Raw genomic sequence first — 17,797 nt, forward strand, 5'->3', positions numbered from 1 at the left:
ATGGGCACAATTATCCTACAAAAGCAAAATTCCGCTGCATAAACAGGGTCGCTTTCCGCAAAACAACGCAGTATAGATTTGCGGGTTTGAGTTAGGGGCGCTCCTTGGCGCCATGAGCAGGAAAGCAAGAAATGACGAATGTAGTCGTGGTCGGCTCGCAGTGGGGCGACGAAGGCAAGGGTAAGATTGTTGACTGGCTCTCCGAGCGCGCCGACGTGGTCGTGCGCTATCAGGGTGGGCACAATGCCGGTCATACGCTTGTCATTGATGGCGTCAGCTACAAGCTGTCCCTGCTCCCTTCCGGCGTCGTTCGTCCCGGCAAGCTTGCTGTCATCGGCAATGGCGTGGTGGTTGATCCTCACGCGCTGATTGCGGAAATGGGCCGTCTGGAAGCTCAGGGCGTCAAGGTCACGGCCGAGAACCTGCGCATCGCCGACAACGCCACGCTTATCCTCTCCTTGCACCGCGAACTGGACGGCATGCGCGAAGATGCTGCTTCCAACAGCGGCACCAAGATCGGCACGACCCGCCGCGGCATCGGGCCGGCTTACGAAGACAAGGTTGGCCGTCGCGCCATCCGCGTCATGGATCTGGAAGACCGCGAGGCGCTTTCCGCCAAGGTCGATCGCATTCTGACCCACCACAATGCGCTTCGTCGCGGCTTTGGTGCTGCCGAAGTGGCGCATGAAACCATCATGGAAGAGCTGACCTCGATCGCCGATCGCATTCTGCCGTTTAGCGAAACCGTCTGGCTGCTGCTCGACAAGAAGCGCCGCGCTGGCGCGCGCATCCTGTTCGAAGGCGCTCAAGGGTCGCTTCTCGATATCGACCACGGCACTTATCCCTATGTGACCTCGTCCAACACCGTGGCTGGCCAGGCTGCTGCCGGTTCCGGCATGGGCCCGGGCTCGCTAGGTTACATCCTCGGCATCACCAAGGCCTATACGACGCGCGTCGGCGAAGGCCCCTTCCCGACCGAACTGCACGATGAAATTGGCCAGTTCCTTGGCGAAAAGGGCCATGAATTCGGCACCGTTACCGGTCGTAAGCGCCGCTGCGGCTGGTTCGATGCGGCGCTGGTGCGCCAGTCGGTCGCCACCAACGGCATTACCGGCATTGCGCTCACCAAGCTCGACGTTCTGGACGGCCTGGACGAACTAAAGATCTGCGTCGGCTACAAGCTCGATGGTCAGGAGATCGATCACCTTCCGGCAAGCCAGGGCGCACAGGCCCGCGTCGAGCCGATCTACATCACCCTTGAGGGATGGAAGGAATCGACCGTCGGTGCCCGCAAGTGGGCGGACCTGCCGGCCCAGGCGATCAAATATGTGCGTCAGGTCGAAGAACTGATCGGCGCGCCCGTGGCCCTGCTGTCCACCAGCCCGGAGCGTGACGACACCATACTTGTGACTGACCCATTTGAGGACTAATGTCCTCGGCAATCAGTCTTCATAACCCATATCGGGCCGGCATTTTACCGGTTCCGACGAGAAAGTGCTTATGGCGGATTTTGTAGCAGTCATTCGCAAGGCCGTGGATGGCTTGGCGAACAATACTCCCGAAAACCGGGCCAAGGTGTACGACAAGGCACGCAGCGCTGTCGTGCGCCAGCTTGAGAACATGAAGCCGCGTCCGCCGGAAGAAATGCTCCAGCGGCAGATCATGAAGCTCGACACCGCCATTGCAGAGGTCGAGGGTGAGTATTCCGAAGCACTCCCCGCACTGGACGACGAAGACGAAGGTGTGGGCGCCGCCTATGCGGCACCCGTGCCGGAAGACGTGTCGTCACCCTATTATGAAGAGAGCGTTGCGCAGCAGCAGCGCTATGCGGATGACCATCGGGATGAGGCGGAGCCCGCCCATCCTGATCATCAGGACGAGCCTGAGCAGCACGATACCTATGCCGCCCACCAAGATGTGGATCGGCACGAAGAGCGCGAGCCCGCCTATCAGGCTGAGCCTGCCGAAGAGCCGGCCTACCACGCCGAGCATGCTGAAGAGCCTCGCTACCACGCCGAGGAGCCAGCGGAAGAAGCCGAGCTTCACGAGCGCCACTCGTCCTACGAAACGACCGAGACCCATTCGGAGCCGGAAACGTATCAGTATGAGGCTCCCGCCTCCGTCTACGAGCAGGAAGACGAGCAGCACGCTGTCGAGCCTCGTCAGGAACCGGTCGCCGAGGAAGATCACGCCCATCGTAACTGGGTCGGCCAGGACAGCCATGTCGAGCCAGCTCCGTGGGAGCGCGAAGAAGCGAGCGTCGAAGAGCAGTCGCCCGACGATCAGCTTCACGCCGCCTATCGCCATGAGGAGGTTGCCCACGACGATTACCGTCAAGAGCACACCCATCAGGAGGAATACGCGCACGAAGAGCCGCGTGAGCATGAACCCTTCAGCACCGAAACCGTGCTGCATGAGAATGCGCCGCTCCCTTACACGGCGGGTTTCGACGGACAGTCCAATTACTACGGCAACGTCAACGTAGAGCCGGAACACCACCCTGCCGCCGATGAGACGCAGTACGCCGCCTTTGACGAGCATGACGCCCATCGCGCCCAGCCGGAAACGACGCAAACGGCCGCCGCTGGCAAAGCCGCCGCTCCGGTGGACGATTTCTCTTCCTATTTCCAGGACACCGCCCTCGATCTGCCGCCAAAGTCTTCGCCGTCCCTGCCCCGTGCAGATGAGGATCCGTTCGCAGCCAATACGAAAAAGGACGACAAGGAACGTACTCCTTGGGACGATCTCGAAGAGCTGATCGGCTATGATGGCGGCGCGAACGATCGCTCCGACAAGACGACTGGCAACAATTTCGACAGCGGTTTTACCGGCGCCGGCATTCCAGCCGCAGCCTATGCGACGAAGAAAAAGCCCAAGCGCAATTACGCGGGTATGGTTCTCGGGCTTGGCATTCTGGTGCTGCTTGCAGGCGGTGGCTACGCCGCGTGGACTAACCGCGACGCCCTGAACGACATGGTGGGCGGCTTGGTCAACTCGGCCAAGACCGGCACCTCGACTGAGACGCCTGCTGGCGAAACGTCGCAGACGGCATCTGCACCCGCTAATGGCGGGACCACGCCTGCGACCACACAGCCAGTTGCCAACGGCCAGACCCCGACCCAGGGTCAGGCATCGACCGGGACGCCGGCGGCGACCCGTCCTGCCGATGACGGTTCTGTCACCGGCACGAAGTTCACCCAGCGGCTTCTCGCCGATGGCACGGAGAAGGACGAAGGCCCAGGTCCTGGCGCCAACGGCCAGCCTGTGACGGCAGAAGGCCAGTCGGTCTATCAACAGAACGAGGCACCTTCCGCGCAGAACACCGCTGCCGCGGCACCGGCAGCATCTGGCAGCCAGCCCGCCGCACAGCAGGCAGCGACGCCGGCTGCCGCAGCAACTGGCGACCGCATGTTCCTCTACGAGGAAGTGCTCGGCCAAACGGTTCCGACGGCCATCGAGGGCACGGTCTCCTGGTCGTTGCAGAACGAAAAGGACGAGGCTGGAAAGCCCTCGCCTGAGGTTCAGGGCCAGATCACCATTCCTGGTCGTGGCTTGAGCGCGTTGATCACCTTCAAGCGCAATACCGACCCGTCGCTTCCCGCGAGCCATCTGGTCGAGATCGTCTTCTCGGTCTCGCCCGGTTTCGAAGGTGGCGCGATCGATAGCGTCCAGCGCATTGCCATGAAATCCACCGAACAGGACCGTGGCAACGCTCTGATTGCCGTCCCAGCCAAGATCACCGACGATTTCCACATGATCGCGCTGAACGACTTCCCGGACGCACGCAAGACCAATCTCGAACTCTTGCGGACCCGCGACTGGATCGACATCCCCGTCTCCTACCGCAACGGTCGCCGCGCACTGCTAACCCTTCAGAAGGGTACAGATGGCAAGGCTGCCTTCGAGACGGCGCTGCGCGAATGGATGGCGGCATCACCAACCACGGGCCAGTAAGCGGTTCGCCAAATCGACCAACATAAAAAGCCCCGGTGAAGATGTTCACCGGGGCTTTTGCTTGGGAGATTGAGTATGACGCGGTAAGCCGATCAGGCGTCGACGACGCGTAGCGCCTTGGCAGCCTCTTCGGCTTCCTTCTGCACGGCATCCTGCACCTTTTCAAAAGCGCGGACCTCGATCTGGCGAACACGCTCGCGGCTGATGTCGAACTCGGTGGACAGCTCTTCCAGCGTCACCGGATCTTCCGCCAGACGGCGCGCTTCGAAGATGCGACGTTCGCGGTCGTTCAGCACGCCAAGCGCCTTGGAAAGCATGCGGCGGCGGGTTTCCAGCTCGTCCTGCTCGATCAGCACCGCTTCCTGGCTCTCCTGGTCGTCCACCAGCCAATCCTGCCACTGGCCGGATTCGCCCTCGGACGCCTTAATCGGCGCATTCAGCGACGCGTCGCCGGAGAGGCGGCGGTTCATCGAGATGACCTCTTCCTCCGACACCTGCAGCTTCGTCGCGATTTCCTTGACGTGCTCCGGCCTCAGATCGCCGTCGTCGATGGCCTGCAGGCGTCCCTTCAGACGGCGCAGGTTGAAGAACAGCCGCTTCTGGTTGGCCGTCGTTCCCATCTTCACCAGAGACCACGAGCGCAGGATATATTCCTGGATCGACGCCTTGATCCACCACATGGCATAGGTCGCCAGACGGAAGCCGCGATCAGGATCGAACTTCTTCACCGCCTGCATCAGGCCGACATTGCCCTCCGACACGACTTCGCCGATCGGCAGACCGTAACCACGGTAACCCATGGCGATCTTGGCAACGAGGCGAAGGTGGCTGGTTACGAGCTTGTGGGCGGCATCTCTGTCGCCGTGCTCGGCATAACGCTTGCCGAGCATGTATTCTTCTTGCGGCTCCAGCATCGGGAACTTGCGAATTTCATCGAGATATCGGTTTAGACCGGCTTCACCAGCCGTAATCGATGGCAAACTGTTGCGGGCCATAGAGCACCCCCTTTATATTTTGTAGGCACGGTTCCCAAATGTCAGGCGAACCTTTTCGCGGTTCAATTCCGACCCCGCTTCAAGCCATGTCATAAATATGTATGCGCAAGTCACGTTTCAAGGAAACGCGCCACGCTCATACCAACCAATATTTACCTCATCACGGGACATCGGAAAAACCGCTCTCTGCTGAAATCGTTCCGAAAAAATCGTATCGCTCAGGCGCGAAATTGTCGCAGGCGCTTGCGGCCTCAGGCCCGCAGCGCATTCGCCAGCTCGGCCATATCGTCTGGCATGTCCGTCTCGAACTCCATCACCTCGCCGGTGCGGGGATGTTCGAAGACCAGCAGATAGGCATGCAGTGCCTGGCGCGAGAAGCGATTGACCACCGTCTTTGCCGGTTCCGGCAGAAGGTTCGCCTTGGTGCGGAAGGCGGCGCCGTATTCAGGATCGCCAATCAGCGGATGGCCGATATGAGCCATGTGAACGCGGATCTGGTGCGTGCGCCCGGTCTCCAGCTGGCATTCCACCATGGAGGCAAGCGAGGTTGCATCCGGCTTTTCGTGATAGCGCTCCACCACCTCATAATGGGTAATGGCTTCGCGGGCATCGTCGGCATCCTCTCGCTTGACGGCGCGCTTCGTGCGGTCGGTGCTGCGTCCCAAAGCCGCCTCGATCGTACCGCGCAAGCTCTTCGGGCGGCCCCAGACGATCGCCTTATAGGCGCGTTCCAAGGGACCGGTGCGGCCATGGTCGGCAAATTGTGCGGCCAGATGCCGATGAGCGTTGTCGTTCTTGGCAACCACCATGACGCCGCTGGTTTCCTTGTCCAGCCGGTGAACGATGCCCGGACGCTTGACGCCACCAATGCCGGAGAGACTATCGCCGCAATGGTGGATCAGAGCATTGACCAGCGTCCCCGTCCAGTTGCCCGCACCCGGATGCACCACGAGACCTGCTGGCTTGATCAGCACGATCAGGTCATCATCCTCATATTCCACCTCGAGCGGAATATCCTCACCCTTGGGCTCGGGGTCTTCCGGTTCCGGCATGGTGATCTCGATGCGGTCGCCGACGCGGATCTTCTTCTTCGGCTCGGTGACGGCGGAACCGTTGACGAAAACGGCGCCCTGCTCGATCAGCGCCTTGAGACGGCTACGGGAAAGATCGCCGCCGACTTCGGCTGCAAGCCAAGAATCGAGACGCCCTTCAGCATCCTCGCCAGCAATCAGGACTTTCCTTGCGTCTTCGCCTTGTTTAAAGGGGTCGTTCATTCTTATTTTTCCGATCAATCCGAGACTTCCAAGGACCCCGATGACGCAGATCGAGCAAGACGAACAGGACGACAAGCCGCTAGACCCGGCCATGGAAAAAGTTCGCCGCAAGATGATCCGTTTGCAGATCGTGTCGGGCTTGGTGATGTTTATCAGCCTTATGGCCGTCTTCGGTGCGGTTGTCTACAAGGCGATGGGACCATCGAAAACCGCCACTGCGACGGCGAGCCAGTCCATGCAGGTGCCGTCCGATCAGCCGATTGCAGCAACCGCTAGCCTGCCGCAGGGCTTCACCATCGACAACGTCTCGTTTGCCAATGGCGACATGCTGTTCTACGGCCGCCTAGCCAATGGCACGCGCAAGGCGCTGGTCTTCAATGTCCAGACGCGCCGCTTCGTCGCGGACATCACCATCGATGCGCAATGATCTGCCTGCCCTTCCGAATGGCGCGGCCCCGATTGCGATAGAGCAGGCCGACGATCCTCGGATCGCTGCCTTTCGCGATATCAAGGAACGCGACCTGACCGGCAGGCACGGCAAGTTCATCGTCGAAGGCACGGTGGTGCTGCGCATGCTGGCGGCAGCCCACAAGACGGGCGACGATTTCCGCGCCGAATGCATCCTAATCCTGAAAAACCGCCTCGCCGGTGTGCTGGATATACTGGCCGACTTTCCGGCAGACGTGCCGGTCTATGTCGCAGAGGCCGAAGTACTCGACACGATCGTCGGCTTTCACCTGCACCGGGGCATATTGGCTTTGGGCGTGCGGGTAGGAAACCGCGACATCGCGCAGACGATTTCTAGTCTGCCGGAAAAATCTCTGGTCGTTGCAGGCTGCGGCCTTTCCAATCACGACAATATGGGCGCGATGTTTCGTAATGCTGCCGCCTTCATGGCCGATGCGGTCTTTCTGGACTCCACCTCCTGCGACCCGCTGTACCGCAAGGCGCTGCGCGTCTCCGTCGGCTCGGTCCTGTCCGTGCCCTATCATCGCGGCGGTGAAGCGCTGTCTATGCTGGAGGCGCTGGCAAGCGAGGGTTTCGAGATCTGGAGTCTGTCGCCAGCGGGCGAAACAGAAATCCGGCAAATCCCGCCCTCCCCGCGCATGGCGCTCGTCATCGGCACGGAAGGCGATGGCCTGCCGCCCCAGCTTCTGTCGCGCTTCCATTCGGCGCGCATCGCTCAGTCACCGCAACTCGATAGCCTCAATGCCGGTACGGCATCAGGTCTAGCGCTCTACCAGATGGCCTCGGCCCTGGGGCGGATCTGACCGGTTAATCGATCCTTAACAGATCGCCTCCGCGTTAACCGTGTCTCAAAACCCAGCATTAATATTTACGATTTACTAATGCGCGGAACGAAAGGTTTTCGCGATGCGTAGCGTTTTTGTCGCCCTTTTTCTTATGATCGTTCTGGCTGGCTGTGCGACCGCCCCGTCGCAGATCACCAATGCCTGTGCCATTTTTGAACAGCGCAACGGCATGTTCAACAACTGGCGCAAGGATGCCGAAGCCGCGCAGCGCGAGTTCGGCGTGCCCGTGCCGGTGATGATGGCGACGATCTATACGGAATCGAGCTTTCAGCCTTACGCCCGCCCGCCACGCACCAAGCTTCTCGGCTTCATTCCGTGGAAGCGCCAATCCACCGCCTATGGCTATGCCCAGGCGCTGGATGGGACATGGGACCGCTATCGCCGCGAGACCGGCCGCTGGAGCGCCAGCCGCACCGACTTTACCGACGCCATCCATTTCGTCGGCTGGTATCACTCCACCAGCAACCGTCAGAACGGCATCGCGCTGAACGATCCTTATAATCTTTACCTTGCCTATTATTCCGGCCATGGCGGCTACGCCAACGGCGTTTGGCGCAATAACACGGCCATCCAGAAGGCGGCGCGCCGTTCTGCCAATATGGCGATCCGCTACGAGGCGCAGCTTCGCCAGTGTGGATACTGAGAAGAAGTCGCGGCTGAGCCGGGAGCCGCGTCCTCCGTCCTTCACATGTACGGCGTTAAAAACGTCCGCACGGCTTCGATCTCATTCGAGCGGATCTCATGCCCGCCTGGATGCCACTCTTCCGTAACCTCTCCGCCTTGACCCTTCAGATACGCGGCAAAAGCCTTGGTCATAGGCACCGGGCAAATCGGATCTCGCTCTCCGGCCGTGATCAGAACTCGTCGTGTTTGCGGCGCAGGAGCTGCCTTCGGCTCGAAGGGAATGAGCGGATGCATCAGCGCTGCTGCGTCGAAAAGATCGGGAAACTCGATCAGGATATTGGCAAGAATATTCGCACCGTTGGAGAAGCCGAGCCCGATGACCTTGCCTGCCTGATACCCCTCGCGGTGTGCCGCAACGAATTCGGCCATGCGGCGTGTTCCTCGGTCAAGATCGTCAAGATCATAGACGCCTTCGGCCTTGCGGCGGAAGAAGCGCGCCGCACCGTGTTCCGAGACATCGCCGCGTGGCGAAACCACCGTGGCATTCGGCAAGAGCCGAGAGGCGAAATCGAAGAACTGGTTCTCGTCGCCGCCGGTACCGTGAAAGACGAAGAAGGCCGGCTGGCCAGGCGCGCCGGCGCGTAGCTTGTGAATGTAACTGTCAGTGCTCATCTCATGCTCCTGAAATCATCTGCAAGGCTGGCGCACTTATTGTCGCCAGCCCGACTTGCCTGCCGTTTCAAGCCTTTATCGAACCATCGAGCGGCTCGAGATGCTGCTCGAGGAAAGGTCGCAGATGCTTGTGCTGCTCGGGCAGTTGCAGTGTCTCACCCAGATGCGCGGTATCTTCATCGCGATCGAAGCCCGGTTCGTTGGTGGCAATTTCAAACAGCACACCGCCTGGCGTGCGGAAATAGATCGCCCAGAAGTAATCGCGATCGATGACCGGGGTGACCTGATAACCAGTGTCCATCAGCGCTTTACGCACTTCCAGTTGCTTCGCACGGTTTTCGACGGCAAAGGCGATGTGATGAACCGAGCCAGCACCCAGACGCGCGCCGGAGATATTCGGCATGGTCTCGATATCGATCACATCAGCGCCATTGCCGCCTGGAATGCCCAGACGGACAACGCCGTCCTGACGATCCACTTCCTGATAACCCATGAATTTCAAGAGCTCGGCTGTCGCACCTTCATCGCGCAAGCGCAGCGACGCCCCCTGGAAACCATGGATCGCCTGATCCTGACCGACGCCATTGCCAGTGAACTGCGCGCGGGCATCGTCCCTGACTTCAACCAGAGCAAAGCCATCTCCATCGGGGCCAGCAAAATGCAGGCGCTTGTTGCCGAAGGCTTCATCGCTCTTCAGCCCCTCGACATTCGCTTTGACAAGACGATCCTGCCAGTAGCCGAGCGACCCTTCCGGAACCGAAAACAGCGTGGTGCCGACTTCGCCCGTGCCCGGACGCCCACGGGCGATGTGCGGGAACGGAAAGTAGGTCATGACCGAGCCCGGCGACCCGACCTCATCACCGTAATAGAGGTGATAGACGTCCGGCGCATCGAAGTTGACGGTCTGCTTGACGCGGCGCAGGCCCAAAGTATCGGTGAAGAAGCGGTTGTTGCCGGATGCACTCGCAGCCATGGAGGTAACGTGGTGCAGGCCCTTGATCTGGTTCAACATGATAAAACCCTTGTGCTTCGGCGGTTGCTTCATCCTGGAAGCAGGTGCCGTGTTTGATGGGCTGAAGATGGTGCAGATCGGTCTCAGCGCATAGAGTGAACAATCAGAACGGATCGTGCTTTTTCTGCGAACAGTCTGGCTTGGCCAACAATCGTCACCAACCCTAGCCCCTCACGTCAAGCGCCTGCTGGCAGTTGTTCCTATGTATATCTTAAGTCACTGAAATGCATGTGCAATTCTAACCGAAATTTAATTTGACTGTACTGCCGACAATTCTAGATTTCGCGTGTAAATTCCTCGGTTGGGACAACCACCATGCACAAAATCCTCCTTAAAATTTCTGCCGCAATATTGATTTCCACTGCAGTATCAAGCTGCGTCACGACAAATGCCGAAGGAATCAAGCAGGTCGCCTATAGGAAGAACGCCATCAGCGGCGAGCGCACCAAGATGGATTGGGCGTCGGCGGTGAAGAGAGATTGCAGCGCTCTTGTCGTTCCGGAAATGCGCGTTGTTCAGGCCCCTCAACATGGCACGATCGACATCGTCCACGAAAAGGTTGATGGACGATTCCACGGCACCTATGCAAAATGCACCGGAAAAGATGTTCAAGGCACCGCGGCGTACTACACCTCGAAAAAGGGGTTCACCGGCACCGACAAGGTTGTGATCCGCAACTCATACAAGAACGGTCTGGTATTCGACACTGCCGCCCAGATGAATGTCGTCAGGTGATTGACGTTAAAGGCTGAGACCGCTCAGACAGTCATAGTGGAACCCGCACGCGCTCATTCAGCGCTGCGGGTTTTTACATAAGCCCGACGAGCACAGCCCTCAAACTTCGTCCGGCAACTGCCAGTCGATCGGGTCTCGTCCATGCGAGACGAGGAAAGCATTGGCCTTGGAGAAATGGTTGTTGCCGAAAAAGCCGTTATGGGCGGAGAGCGGCGATGGGTGGGCGGATTTCAGCGCCAGATGTTTGCGCTGATCGACGAAAGACGCCTTCTTCTGGGCGTAAGCGCCCCAGAGCAGGAAGACCACATGGTCGCACTGCTCGTTCACCGCGCGGATGACGGCATCGGTGAACTTCTCCCAGCCCTGGCCCTGATGCGAGGCGGCGCGTGCCTGCTCCACGGTCAGCACGCTGTTGAGAAGCAGAACGCCTTGCTTTGCCCAGCTTTCCAGAAAGCCGTGCTTGACGGGATGGACGCCGAGATCGCTCTGCAGCTCCTTGTAGATATTGACGAGCGAGGGCGGGATGCGCACGCCAGGGCGCACCGAGAAGCAAAGACCGTGCGCCTGACCCGGACCATGATACGGGTCCTGCCCCAGGATGACGACCTTGACCTCGTCGAGCGGGGTCAGATCAAGCGCGCGGAAATACTCGGGCCCTTTGGGGAAGATCTGCTTGCCGGCTTCCTTTTCAGCCAGCAAAAAGCCTTTCAGCTTGTGCATATACTGGCTGTCGAACTCACCCGAAAGCGCCTGTTTCCAGCTCTCTTCCAGTTTGACGCCAGCTTCTGCCATGGTAAGCCACCCTTACTTGAACCGATTGCCCCGCTGCAGCACTTCGATCTTGTAGCCATCCGGATCGCAGATGAAGAAATACTTGGCAAACGGCATGCCCTTGTAATCCGCCTCGATGATCTTGCCAACGGACAAGCCGAGTTCGGTCAGGCGCTGATGCTCTGCCTCCACGTCATCGACGCTGACGGCGAGATGGCCGTAACCGTCGCCCAGCGCATAAGGCACCTCGCGGCCCTTGTTGACCGTCAATTCCAGCTCGAAATCGCCCTGGCGGTTGCTCAGATAGATCAGCGTGAAGGTCTCGAACTCGAAGCGCTCTGCAATGTCGAGATCGAAAGCCTGCTTGTAAAAATCCACCGAACGCTTTTCGTCCAGCACCCGGACCATCGAGTGGATCAACTTGGCCATGGTGTTTTCCTTCTTCCTGTTGTGCCGGTTGTACCCCGGCATTTTGGCAGCCAGATAAAGCCGAAAGACCGATTTTTCAACCCCTTGGCGTGGGACGCGGCTCCGACACGCTTTTCCTTTGTCAGTCTGGCACGCGCGTGTTACCGGCAGATATGCGCATCTTTTATCTCTGTCTCGGCTGTCTGATGGTCGCCACCGGCGTGGTCGGTGCGTTTCTGCCCGTATTGCCGACGACACCGTTTCTGCTAGTGGCGCTCTGGTGCTTCTCCAAATCGTCTCCCCGGTTGGAAGCCTGGCTGCTGAACCATCCGCGCTTCGGCAAATCCCTGCGAAACTGGCGCGAACACGGCGCCATTCCGCGGCGCGCCAAGATTGCCGCAGTCTCTTTGATGACACTGAGTTATTTGTTTTACGTCATCATCTTGGCTCCGCCAGCGCTTCATGCACTGATCGTCGCTGTGGTGATGATCGGTGCCGGAACTTTCGTCGTCACGCGGCCCTCGCCGCCCAAGGACTGACGCGAAAGCGCTACCGGTGTCGCGCCTGCGGCAGTACATAGGCGATGTGATCGGCAGGCAGACGCCCCACCGCACCACCTACGCCATAGACGCGGGCAATGGTCTCGTCATTAATGGTCTCAAGCGCCGATCCGCAGGCGGTGACAGCCCCTCGGTGCATGACGATAAGTTGATCGGCAAACTCTGCTGCGAGATTGAGATCGTGGAGGATGGCCAACACCGTGCCGCCCGCCGAAACGAAGTCTCTCGCCGTTTCCAAAACGGAAATCTGGTGGCCAAGATCGAGACTGGAGGTCGGCTCATCCAGCAGCAGCACGCGGCTTTCGCCGTTCTCAACCGGATAAGGAACCTGCGCAAGTGCGCGGGCAAACTGCACCCGCTGCTGCTCACCGCCAGACAACATATTGTAAGCCCGGCTCTCAAAGCCGCTCAAGCCAACTTTCGCGAGCGCCCGGCGGGCCTGGTCATCAGGTGCGCGCGCGCCTTGCGCGACCGCCCCCATCCTCACGATTTCAAGCGCGGTGAAGGGAAAGGCAAGCACCGTACTCTGCGGCAGGACGGCGCGAAGCCGGGCAAGCTCAACCGGTGAGAAAACGGATAGGTCGACGTTGCCGTATGCCACATTTCCCCGGTCAGGCTTCATCTCGCCGCACAACACCTTCATCAAGGTCGATTTGCCGGCACCATTGGGGCCGATGATGACGCTTAAGGTGCCGGGCGTAAGGCTGATCGAGACGTCGTCGATGAGATGCCGCTGCCCGCGCGTGACGGTGACATTGCGTGCCGAAATCATGTCGTGCTCCTCAGCCCAAGCCCGTTCTTGCCAAGCAGCAGGAAGAGGAACACCGGCGCGCCGATCAGCGCCATCACTACTCCGATCGGCAATTCGGCGGGAGCGGCGACGGTGCGGGCAAAACTATCCGCCAACAGCAGAAGCGCCGCTCCGCCAATCGCCGAGGATGGCAGCAGGAAGCGGTGCGACGAGCCGATGACGAGCCGCAGCAGATGCGGCACGACGATGCCGACGAAGCCGATGGAGCCTGCGGCTGCCACACTCGCACCGCAAGCGGCGGCCACGACGATGATGACGATGCGCTTCAGCCGCTGCACCGGAATGCCCATGTGAAAAGCGGCCGCATCGCCAAGGATGAGTGCATCAAGCCCCTTGGAAACGAAGGGAATGCTGGCAAGGATCGCCAGCACAAAGGGCAGTGTCGCCAGCACCTTGGTGGAGGTGGCACCGCCAAGCGAGCCAAGGCTCCAGAAGGTGATGTCACGCAGAGCCCTGTCGTCTGCCACGAAGATCATCAGGCCTGTCAGAGCACCACTGAGTGCCGCAACTGCGATCCCGGCAAGGATCAGGACAGTGGTGGAGGTCGCGCCATTGCGCGTAGCGATGATGTAGAGAAGGAAGGTGTTGATGAGCCCGCCAGCAAACGCCATGACCGGGAGGAAGTGGGCACCCAGAAAGATTGAAAGCGGCGCAAGCAGCCCGCCGCCCAGCGCCAGTGCCGCAACGGCAAACAGTGCGGCACCCGAGGTCACGCCGACAAGGCCAGGATCGGCCAGCGGATTGCGAAACAGCCCCTGCATCATCGCACCCGAGACGGCAAGGGCAGCACCGATCATCAGCCCCAGCCCGGTACGCGGTAGGCGCACGGCCTCCAGAATGATGCGGTCGCGCGCATCCATACCCTCAGCACCGCCGGTGAAATAGAGCCAGAGTTCATGCAAGCCAACGCCCGTTGGGCCGCTTGCCAACGACACGAGACAGGCGAGAAACAGGACGAGGCAGAGCGCGCCAATCGTCATAACGCCTTTGCGGGATCGATCGCCCGGCATCCGTCCCGCTGCCGCATTCATCGCCACGGCGCTCACGGCTTGACGATCTCCGGATAGAGCTTCGATGCAAGCTCGCGTCCGGCAGCGGGCGTTCGCGGTCCAAATCCGATCAGATAAAGTCCGTCCATGCTGATCAGGGCTTTTGCCGCCGCAGCGGGTGTAGACTGAAAGGCGGGCAACGCAAAGACGTCTTCTGGCTTTGCCGCATGGCTGCCGCGCTGCATGGTGAGAATGACATCGGGCGCTGCGGCAATCACGGCCTCATCCGTCAACGGCTTGTAGCCGGTAATCTCAGGCGCTGCATTGACCCCGCCAGCAAGCTCGATGATCGCTGCCGCTTCGGTATCCTTACCGGCCGCCATGACGCGGCCGCCCGCCATGGACAACACAAAGAGCACGCGCTTCTTCTTGTCGCCAACGGCGGACACATCCTTGGAAAGGGAGACCAGATCCGCATCAACCTTGTCCGCCAGCACCTTGGCCTGATCGTCAAGACCAACAGCGGCCCCCACATCCTCGATCTTCTTTGCGATTGCCGCGGCATCCGGCGGCGTGTCGATCGTCACCATCGGCACTTCGCTGGCTTTGAGGATGCCGATCACGTCCGGTGGCCCGGCACCGTCTTCGGAAAGGATCAAGTCGGGCTTCTGTGCCAGAACGCCTTCGGAAAACAGCGCCCGCATATAGCCGACATCCGGCTTTGCGGTCACCTCAGCGGGATAGGTGCTGGTGGAATCGCGCGCAATGACGCGGTTCCCGGCACCCAATGCATAGAGGATTTCCGTGATGGTACCGCCGACGGCGACGATCCGTTTTGCCTCAGCATTGCCCTTGTCCGAAGCGGCAGCCTGCAGCGGCGCGAGCGCCACAAGCGCTGGCAAAACAACACCAAGAAGAGCGGAACGCGTGAAAACCGGCATGTGATAACCCTGCGATCGATAGGCGCGGCAGAGCTGCCGCTTATAAGTTGAGTTATTTACACATCTTTAAAATACACACAATCCGCTAAAGTTGAGTATTTGACCTATCTTTTAGATTTTGCCCTTTTCATTTCCGAACGCGCTCAATATCCTGACTGCTATACACCACTTAATGGAGACCAAAATGTTTATCGCAATGAACCGCTTCCGCGTCGTCCCAGGCTTTGAGGAGGCCTTCGAGACCATCTGGCGCGAGCGCAAACGCCACTTGAGCGAAATGCCGGGCTACCTCGAATTCCACATGCTGAAAGGCCCGACCGCTGAAGATCACACGCTCTACGCCTCGCACACCGTCTGGGCGACCAAGGAGGACTTCACTGCGTGGACACGCTCCGAGCAGTTCCGCGCAGCCCATGCCAATGCCGGCAACAATCGCGGCAAGGTCGAGTATCTCTCCGGCCCGCATTTCGAAGGTTTCGATGTCATCATCCATGAAGACAAGAACGGCGAAACCCTTTCGGTCGCAGCATGATGAGTGCGCCTGTGACAGACGAAGCCGGTGAGCGGCACCGTCGCGCCGAAGCGGCGCTGGCGGAAAAGCCCGACGGTGTTGTGGAAGCCATCGCCGGCAAGGCTGGCGTCACGCCTGCCGAAATTCTGGCGATCCTGCCCCCCGGCGCTGCAATCCAGGCGCCTGCCGAAAGCTTCAACACCATCTGGGATGAGCTGCGCAGATGGGGCGAAATTCTGATGATCGTCCAGACGCCTGATATCGTCTTCGAAGTGGCGGGCACCCTGCCGGAAGGCAGCGAAGGTCATGGCTGGTTCAACATTCATGGCGATAGCCCAATTGGCGGCCACATCAAGAAAGAGGCTTGCGTCTCCATCGCCTTCGTCGACCGCACCTTCCACGGTCGCCGGTCGCTCTCGGTCTGGTTCATGAATGCGGCGGGGAGCGCCATGTTCAAGATCTTCGTGCGCCGCGATGCGCAAAAGGAACTGTTACCCCAGCAGGTCGCTCGCTTCGAAGCCCTGCGTGATGGCTTCCGCACCTGATTGCTCCGTCTCCAGCCTGCCGCGCGCAAACAGCGCGGCGGCTTCCCGCCCTGATATGCGCTCTCCGAGAGGGTGCAAACACCCTCTTGCTTTGAACATCCGATGTCGCTCCCGGCATGTTCCGCGCTCTTTGCGTGCCTTATGAATTCAACACATCGATCTGAAGCGCAAAAGCGGTGCGGCGGAGGACTTGCGCCGGGGCACGCTTGCGCTATTAGGCACCATAACGATCGCGAGGGGTAAGACCAGATGACGACCTATGTATTGACCGTAGCTTGCAAATCCACCCGCGGCATCGTCGCGGCCATTTCGGGTTATCTCGCGGACAAGGGTTGCAACATCGTCGACAGCTCGCAGTTCGATGACCTGGAAACCGGCAAGTTCTTCATGCGCGTCTCCTTCATTTCGGAAGAAGGCGTGTCGCTTTCAGACATCAGAGAAGGCTTCAAGCCAGTTGCCGAGCGCTTCAAGATGGAAGCAGAAATCTTCAGCGACGGCGAGCGCACCAAGACGCTGCTGATGGTGTCGCGTTTCGGCCATTGTCTCAACGATCTGCTCTATCGCTGGAAGATCGGCGCGCTGCCGATCGATATCGTCGGCGTCGTCTCCAACCATTTCGATTACCAGAAGGTCGTCGTCAACCACGACATCCCCTTCCACCACATCAAGGTAACGAAGGAAAACAAGCCGAAGGCCGAAGCACAGCTGAACGACCTGATCGAAAGCACCGGCACCGAACTCGTGGTTCTGGCGCGCTACATGCAGGTTCTGTCCGACGACATGTGCCGCAAGATGTCGGGCAAGATCATCAACATCCACCACTCCTTCCTGCCGAGCTTCAAGGGAGCCAACCCCTACAAGCAGGCCTATGAGCGAGGCGTGAAGCTGATTGGCGCCACCGCCCATTACGTCACCGCCGACCTCGACGAAGGTCCGATAATAGAGCAGGACACTGTGCGCATCACCCACGCCCAGTCACCGGACGACTACGTCTCGCTAGGCCGCGATGTGGAAAGCCAGGTTCTGGCGCGCGCCATCCACGCCCATATCCACCACCGCACCTTCATCAACGGCAACCGCACCGTGGTCTTCCCGCCGAGCCCCGGCTCCTACGCGTCGGAGCGGATGGGCTGAATTTGCGTAGCGTTCCCATTTAACAAGGAGACGCTCCATGCATCGGGGAAGCCAAAATTAATTTTGGACCATAAGCAACTGACGGCGCTCCGCGCCGTTTCTGTAGCGCAGTCCAACCAAGAGGCTTCCTCATGAACAAGCTGATTATCGCCGGCGCCGCACTTTTCCTTGCGGCCGGAACCGCCTTTGCCCAGCAGCCACCCCCACCGCCACCGCCGCCAGCAGCTCCTGCCGATGGAATGGCGAAGCCTGATGCACCGCCACCACCGCCACCGCCCGGCCCTCGCGGCCCTGCAGAGCGCGGCCCAGGTCCTGATGGCCCAGGCCCCGACGGGAAGGGCCCGGACGGTCCACGTGGCCACATGCCTCCTCCGCCGCCACCGGCCAAGGGTGCGCATTTCCGCATCGAGAGCGGCGAGACCAAGATCGACGTCAAATGTGCTGACGACGAGCCTATGAAGGCTTGCGCCGACATTATGATGCAGCTCATCGACAAGATGAACGACTAAAGCTTCGCATATGGCAGGGCAGCGTTTCGCTGCCCCGCC

The 17,797-nt window shown here is 60.0% G+C and carries 20 protein-coding genes; 11 read left to right on the plus strand and 9 right to left on the minus strand.

The genetic code is table 11. From position 1 onward, the window contains the following. Nucleotides 1-131 precede the first annotated feature (131 nt). Nucleotides 132-1,430: an adenylosuccinate synthase gene (locus WKI41_RS08895; RefSeq protein ID WP_062425131.1), complete on the plus strand. Its 1,299-nt coding sequence runs from the start codon at nucleotides 132-134 to the stop codon at nucleotides 1,428-1,430. 70 nt (nucleotides 1,431-1,500) lie between these two features. Continuing rightward, nucleotides 1,501-3,954: a hypothetical protein gene (locus WKI41_RS08900; RefSeq protein ID WP_340193129.1), complete on the plus strand. Its 2,454-nt coding sequence runs from the start codon at nucleotides 1,501-1,503 to the stop codon at nucleotides 3,952-3,954. A gap of 92 nt (nucleotides 3,955-4,046) precedes the next feature. Here the strand turns inward: WKI41_RS08900 and rpoH are convergent, their stop codons facing one another. Then, nucleotides 4,047-4,949, minus strand: a complete 903-nt coding sequence (rpoH, locus tag WKI41_RS08905; protein WP_340193130.1) for an RNA polymerase sigma factor RpoH — start codon at nucleotides 4,947-4,949, stop codon at nucleotides 4,047-4,049. A 251-nt stretch (nucleotides 4,950-5,200) separates the two neighbouring features. Then, nucleotides 5,201-6,223, minus strand: a complete 1,023-nt coding sequence (locus WKI41_RS08910; protein ID WP_340193131.1) for an RluA family pseudouridine synthase — start codon at nucleotides 6,221-6,223, stop codon at nucleotides 5,201-5,203. Between the two features lie 40 nt (nucleotides 6,224-6,263). Between WKI41_RS08910 and WKI41_RS08915 the strand changes: the two genes are divergently transcribed. From WKI41_RS08915 to WKI41_RS08925, 3 genes are all read left to right on the plus strand, one after another. Beyond that, nucleotides 6,264-6,650, plus strand: a complete 387-nt coding sequence (locus WKI41_RS08915) for a hypothetical protein (RefSeq protein WP_340193132.1) — start codon at nucleotides 6,264-6,266, stop codon at nucleotides 6,648-6,650. Continuing rightward, nucleotides 6,640-7,494: a TrmH family RNA methyltransferase gene (locus WKI41_RS08920; protein ID WP_340193133.1), complete on the plus strand. Its 855-nt coding sequence runs from the start codon at nucleotides 6,640-6,642 to the stop codon at nucleotides 7,492-7,494. Before WKI41_RS08915 ends, WKI41_RS08920 begins: the two co-directional genes overlap by 11 nt. A 103-nt stretch (nucleotides 7,495-7,597) precedes the next feature. Further along, on the plus strand, nucleotides 7,598-8,179 hold the full coding sequence (locus WKI41_RS08925) for a transglycosylase SLT domain-containing protein (RefSeq protein ID WP_340193134.1): 582 nt from the start codon (nucleotides 7,598-7,600) through the stop codon (nucleotides 8,177-8,179). Between the two features lie 41 nt (nucleotides 8,180-8,220). On the opposite strand, the gene WKI41_RS08930 is transcribed toward WKI41_RS08925, so the two are convergent. Further along, nucleotides 8,221-8,832, minus strand: coding sequence for an alpha/beta hydrolase (locus tag WKI41_RS08930; protein WP_340193135.1), 612 nt, complete (start codon nucleotides 8,830-8,832; stop codon nucleotides 8,221-8,223). A gap of 67 nt (nucleotides 8,833-8,899) precedes the next feature. Further along, the gene (locus WKI41_RS08935) at nucleotides 8,900-9,844 is read right to left on the minus strand and encodes a VOC family protein (RefSeq protein ID WP_340193136.1); all 945 of its coding nucleotides are present in this window, start codon (nucleotides 9,842-9,844) and stop codon (nucleotides 8,900-8,902) included. Nucleotides 9,845-10,159: 315 nt separating this feature from the next. Between WKI41_RS08935 and WKI41_RS08940 the strand changes: the two genes are divergently transcribed. After that, nucleotides 10,160-10,579, plus strand: coding sequence for a hypothetical protein (locus tag WKI41_RS08940; RefSeq protein ID WP_340193137.1), 420 nt, complete (start codon nucleotides 10,160-10,162; stop codon nucleotides 10,577-10,579). A gap of 99 nt (nucleotides 10,580-10,678) precedes the next feature. Here the strand turns inward: WKI41_RS08940 and ung are convergent, their stop codons facing one another. Together ung and WKI41_RS08950 are read right to left on the minus strand one after the other, a co-directional pair. Further along, nucleotides 10,679-11,371, minus strand: a complete 693-nt coding sequence (gene ung / locus WKI41_RS08945) for a uracil-DNA glycosylase (protein WP_340193138.1) — start codon at nucleotides 11,369-11,371, stop codon at nucleotides 10,679-10,681. 12 nt (nucleotides 11,372-11,383) lie between these two features. Next, on the minus strand, nucleotides 11,384-11,779 hold the full coding sequence (locus tag WKI41_RS08950; protein ID WP_340193139.1) for a VOC family protein: 396 nt from the start codon (nucleotides 11,777-11,779) through the stop codon (nucleotides 11,384-11,386). Nucleotides 11,780-11,931: 152 nt separating this feature from the next. Between WKI41_RS08950 and WKI41_RS08955 the strand changes: the two genes are divergently transcribed. Beyond that, a complete protein-coding gene (locus tag WKI41_RS08955) occupies nucleotides 11,932-12,297 on the plus strand; it encodes a YbaN family protein (protein ID WP_340193140.1) in 366 nt (121 codons plus the stop codon). A 10-nt stretch (nucleotides 12,298-12,307) separates the two neighbouring features. Here WKI41_RS08955 and WKI41_RS08960 read toward each other — a convergent pair whose 3' ends face one another. From WKI41_RS08960 to WKI41_RS08970, 3 genes are read right to left on the minus strand one after another with little or no spacing between them, the layout of a single operon-like run. Next, complete coding sequence (locus WKI41_RS08960; RefSeq protein WP_340193141.1) at nucleotides 12,308-13,090, minus strand: heme ABC transporter ATP-binding protein; 783 nt, start codon at nucleotides 13,088-13,090, stop codon at nucleotides 12,308-12,310. Next, nucleotides 13,087-14,160, minus strand: a complete 1,074-nt coding sequence (locus WKI41_RS08965; RefSeq protein WP_425341010.1) for a FecCD family ABC transporter permease — start codon at nucleotides 14,158-14,160, stop codon at nucleotides 13,087-13,089. Before WKI41_RS08965 ends, WKI41_RS08960 begins: the two co-directional genes overlap by 4 nt. 11 nt (nucleotides 14,161-14,171) lie before the next feature. Next, a complete protein-coding gene (locus WKI41_RS08970; protein WP_340193143.1) occupies nucleotides 14,172-15,059 on the minus strand; it encodes a heme/hemin ABC transporter substrate-binding protein in 888 nt (295 codons plus the stop codon). A gap of 184 nt (nucleotides 15,060-15,243) precedes the next feature. Here WKI41_RS08970 and WKI41_RS08975 point away from each other — a divergent pair, with 184 nt between their 5' ends. From WKI41_RS08975 to WKI41_RS08990, 4 genes are all read left to right on the plus strand, one after another. Continuing rightward, nucleotides 15,244-15,591: an antibiotic biosynthesis monooxygenase family protein gene (locus WKI41_RS08975; protein ID WP_340193144.1), complete on the plus strand. Its 348-nt coding sequence runs from the start codon at nucleotides 15,244-15,246 to the stop codon at nucleotides 15,589-15,591. 11 nt (nucleotides 15,592-15,602) lie between these two features. Beyond that, nucleotides 15,603-16,115 (plus strand): heme utilization cystosolic carrier protein HutX, encoded by a 513-nt coding sequence (hutX, locus tag WKI41_RS08980; RefSeq protein WP_425341004.1) that lies wholly within the window; start codon nucleotides 15,603-15,605, stop codon nucleotides 16,113-16,115. Nucleotides 16,116-16,364: 249 nt separating this feature from the next. Then, complete coding sequence (purU, locus tag WKI41_RS08985) at nucleotides 16,365-17,249, plus strand: formyltetrahydrofolate deformylase (RefSeq protein WP_340193145.1); 885 nt, start codon at nucleotides 16,365-16,367, stop codon at nucleotides 17,247-17,249. Nucleotides 17,250-17,380: 131 nt separating this feature from the next. After that, complete coding sequence (locus WKI41_RS08990; protein ID WP_340193146.1) at nucleotides 17,381-17,758, plus strand: hypothetical protein; 378 nt, start codon at nucleotides 17,381-17,383, stop codon at nucleotides 17,756-17,758. Nucleotides 17,759-17,797: the final 39 nt, after the last annotated feature.

The sequence above is a fragment of the Agrobacterium larrymoorei genome, from assembly GCF_037722385.1.
Taxonomy (GTDB): Bacteria; Pseudomonadota; Alphaproteobacteria; order Rhizobiales; family Rhizobiaceae; genus Agrobacterium; species Agrobacterium larrymoorei_C.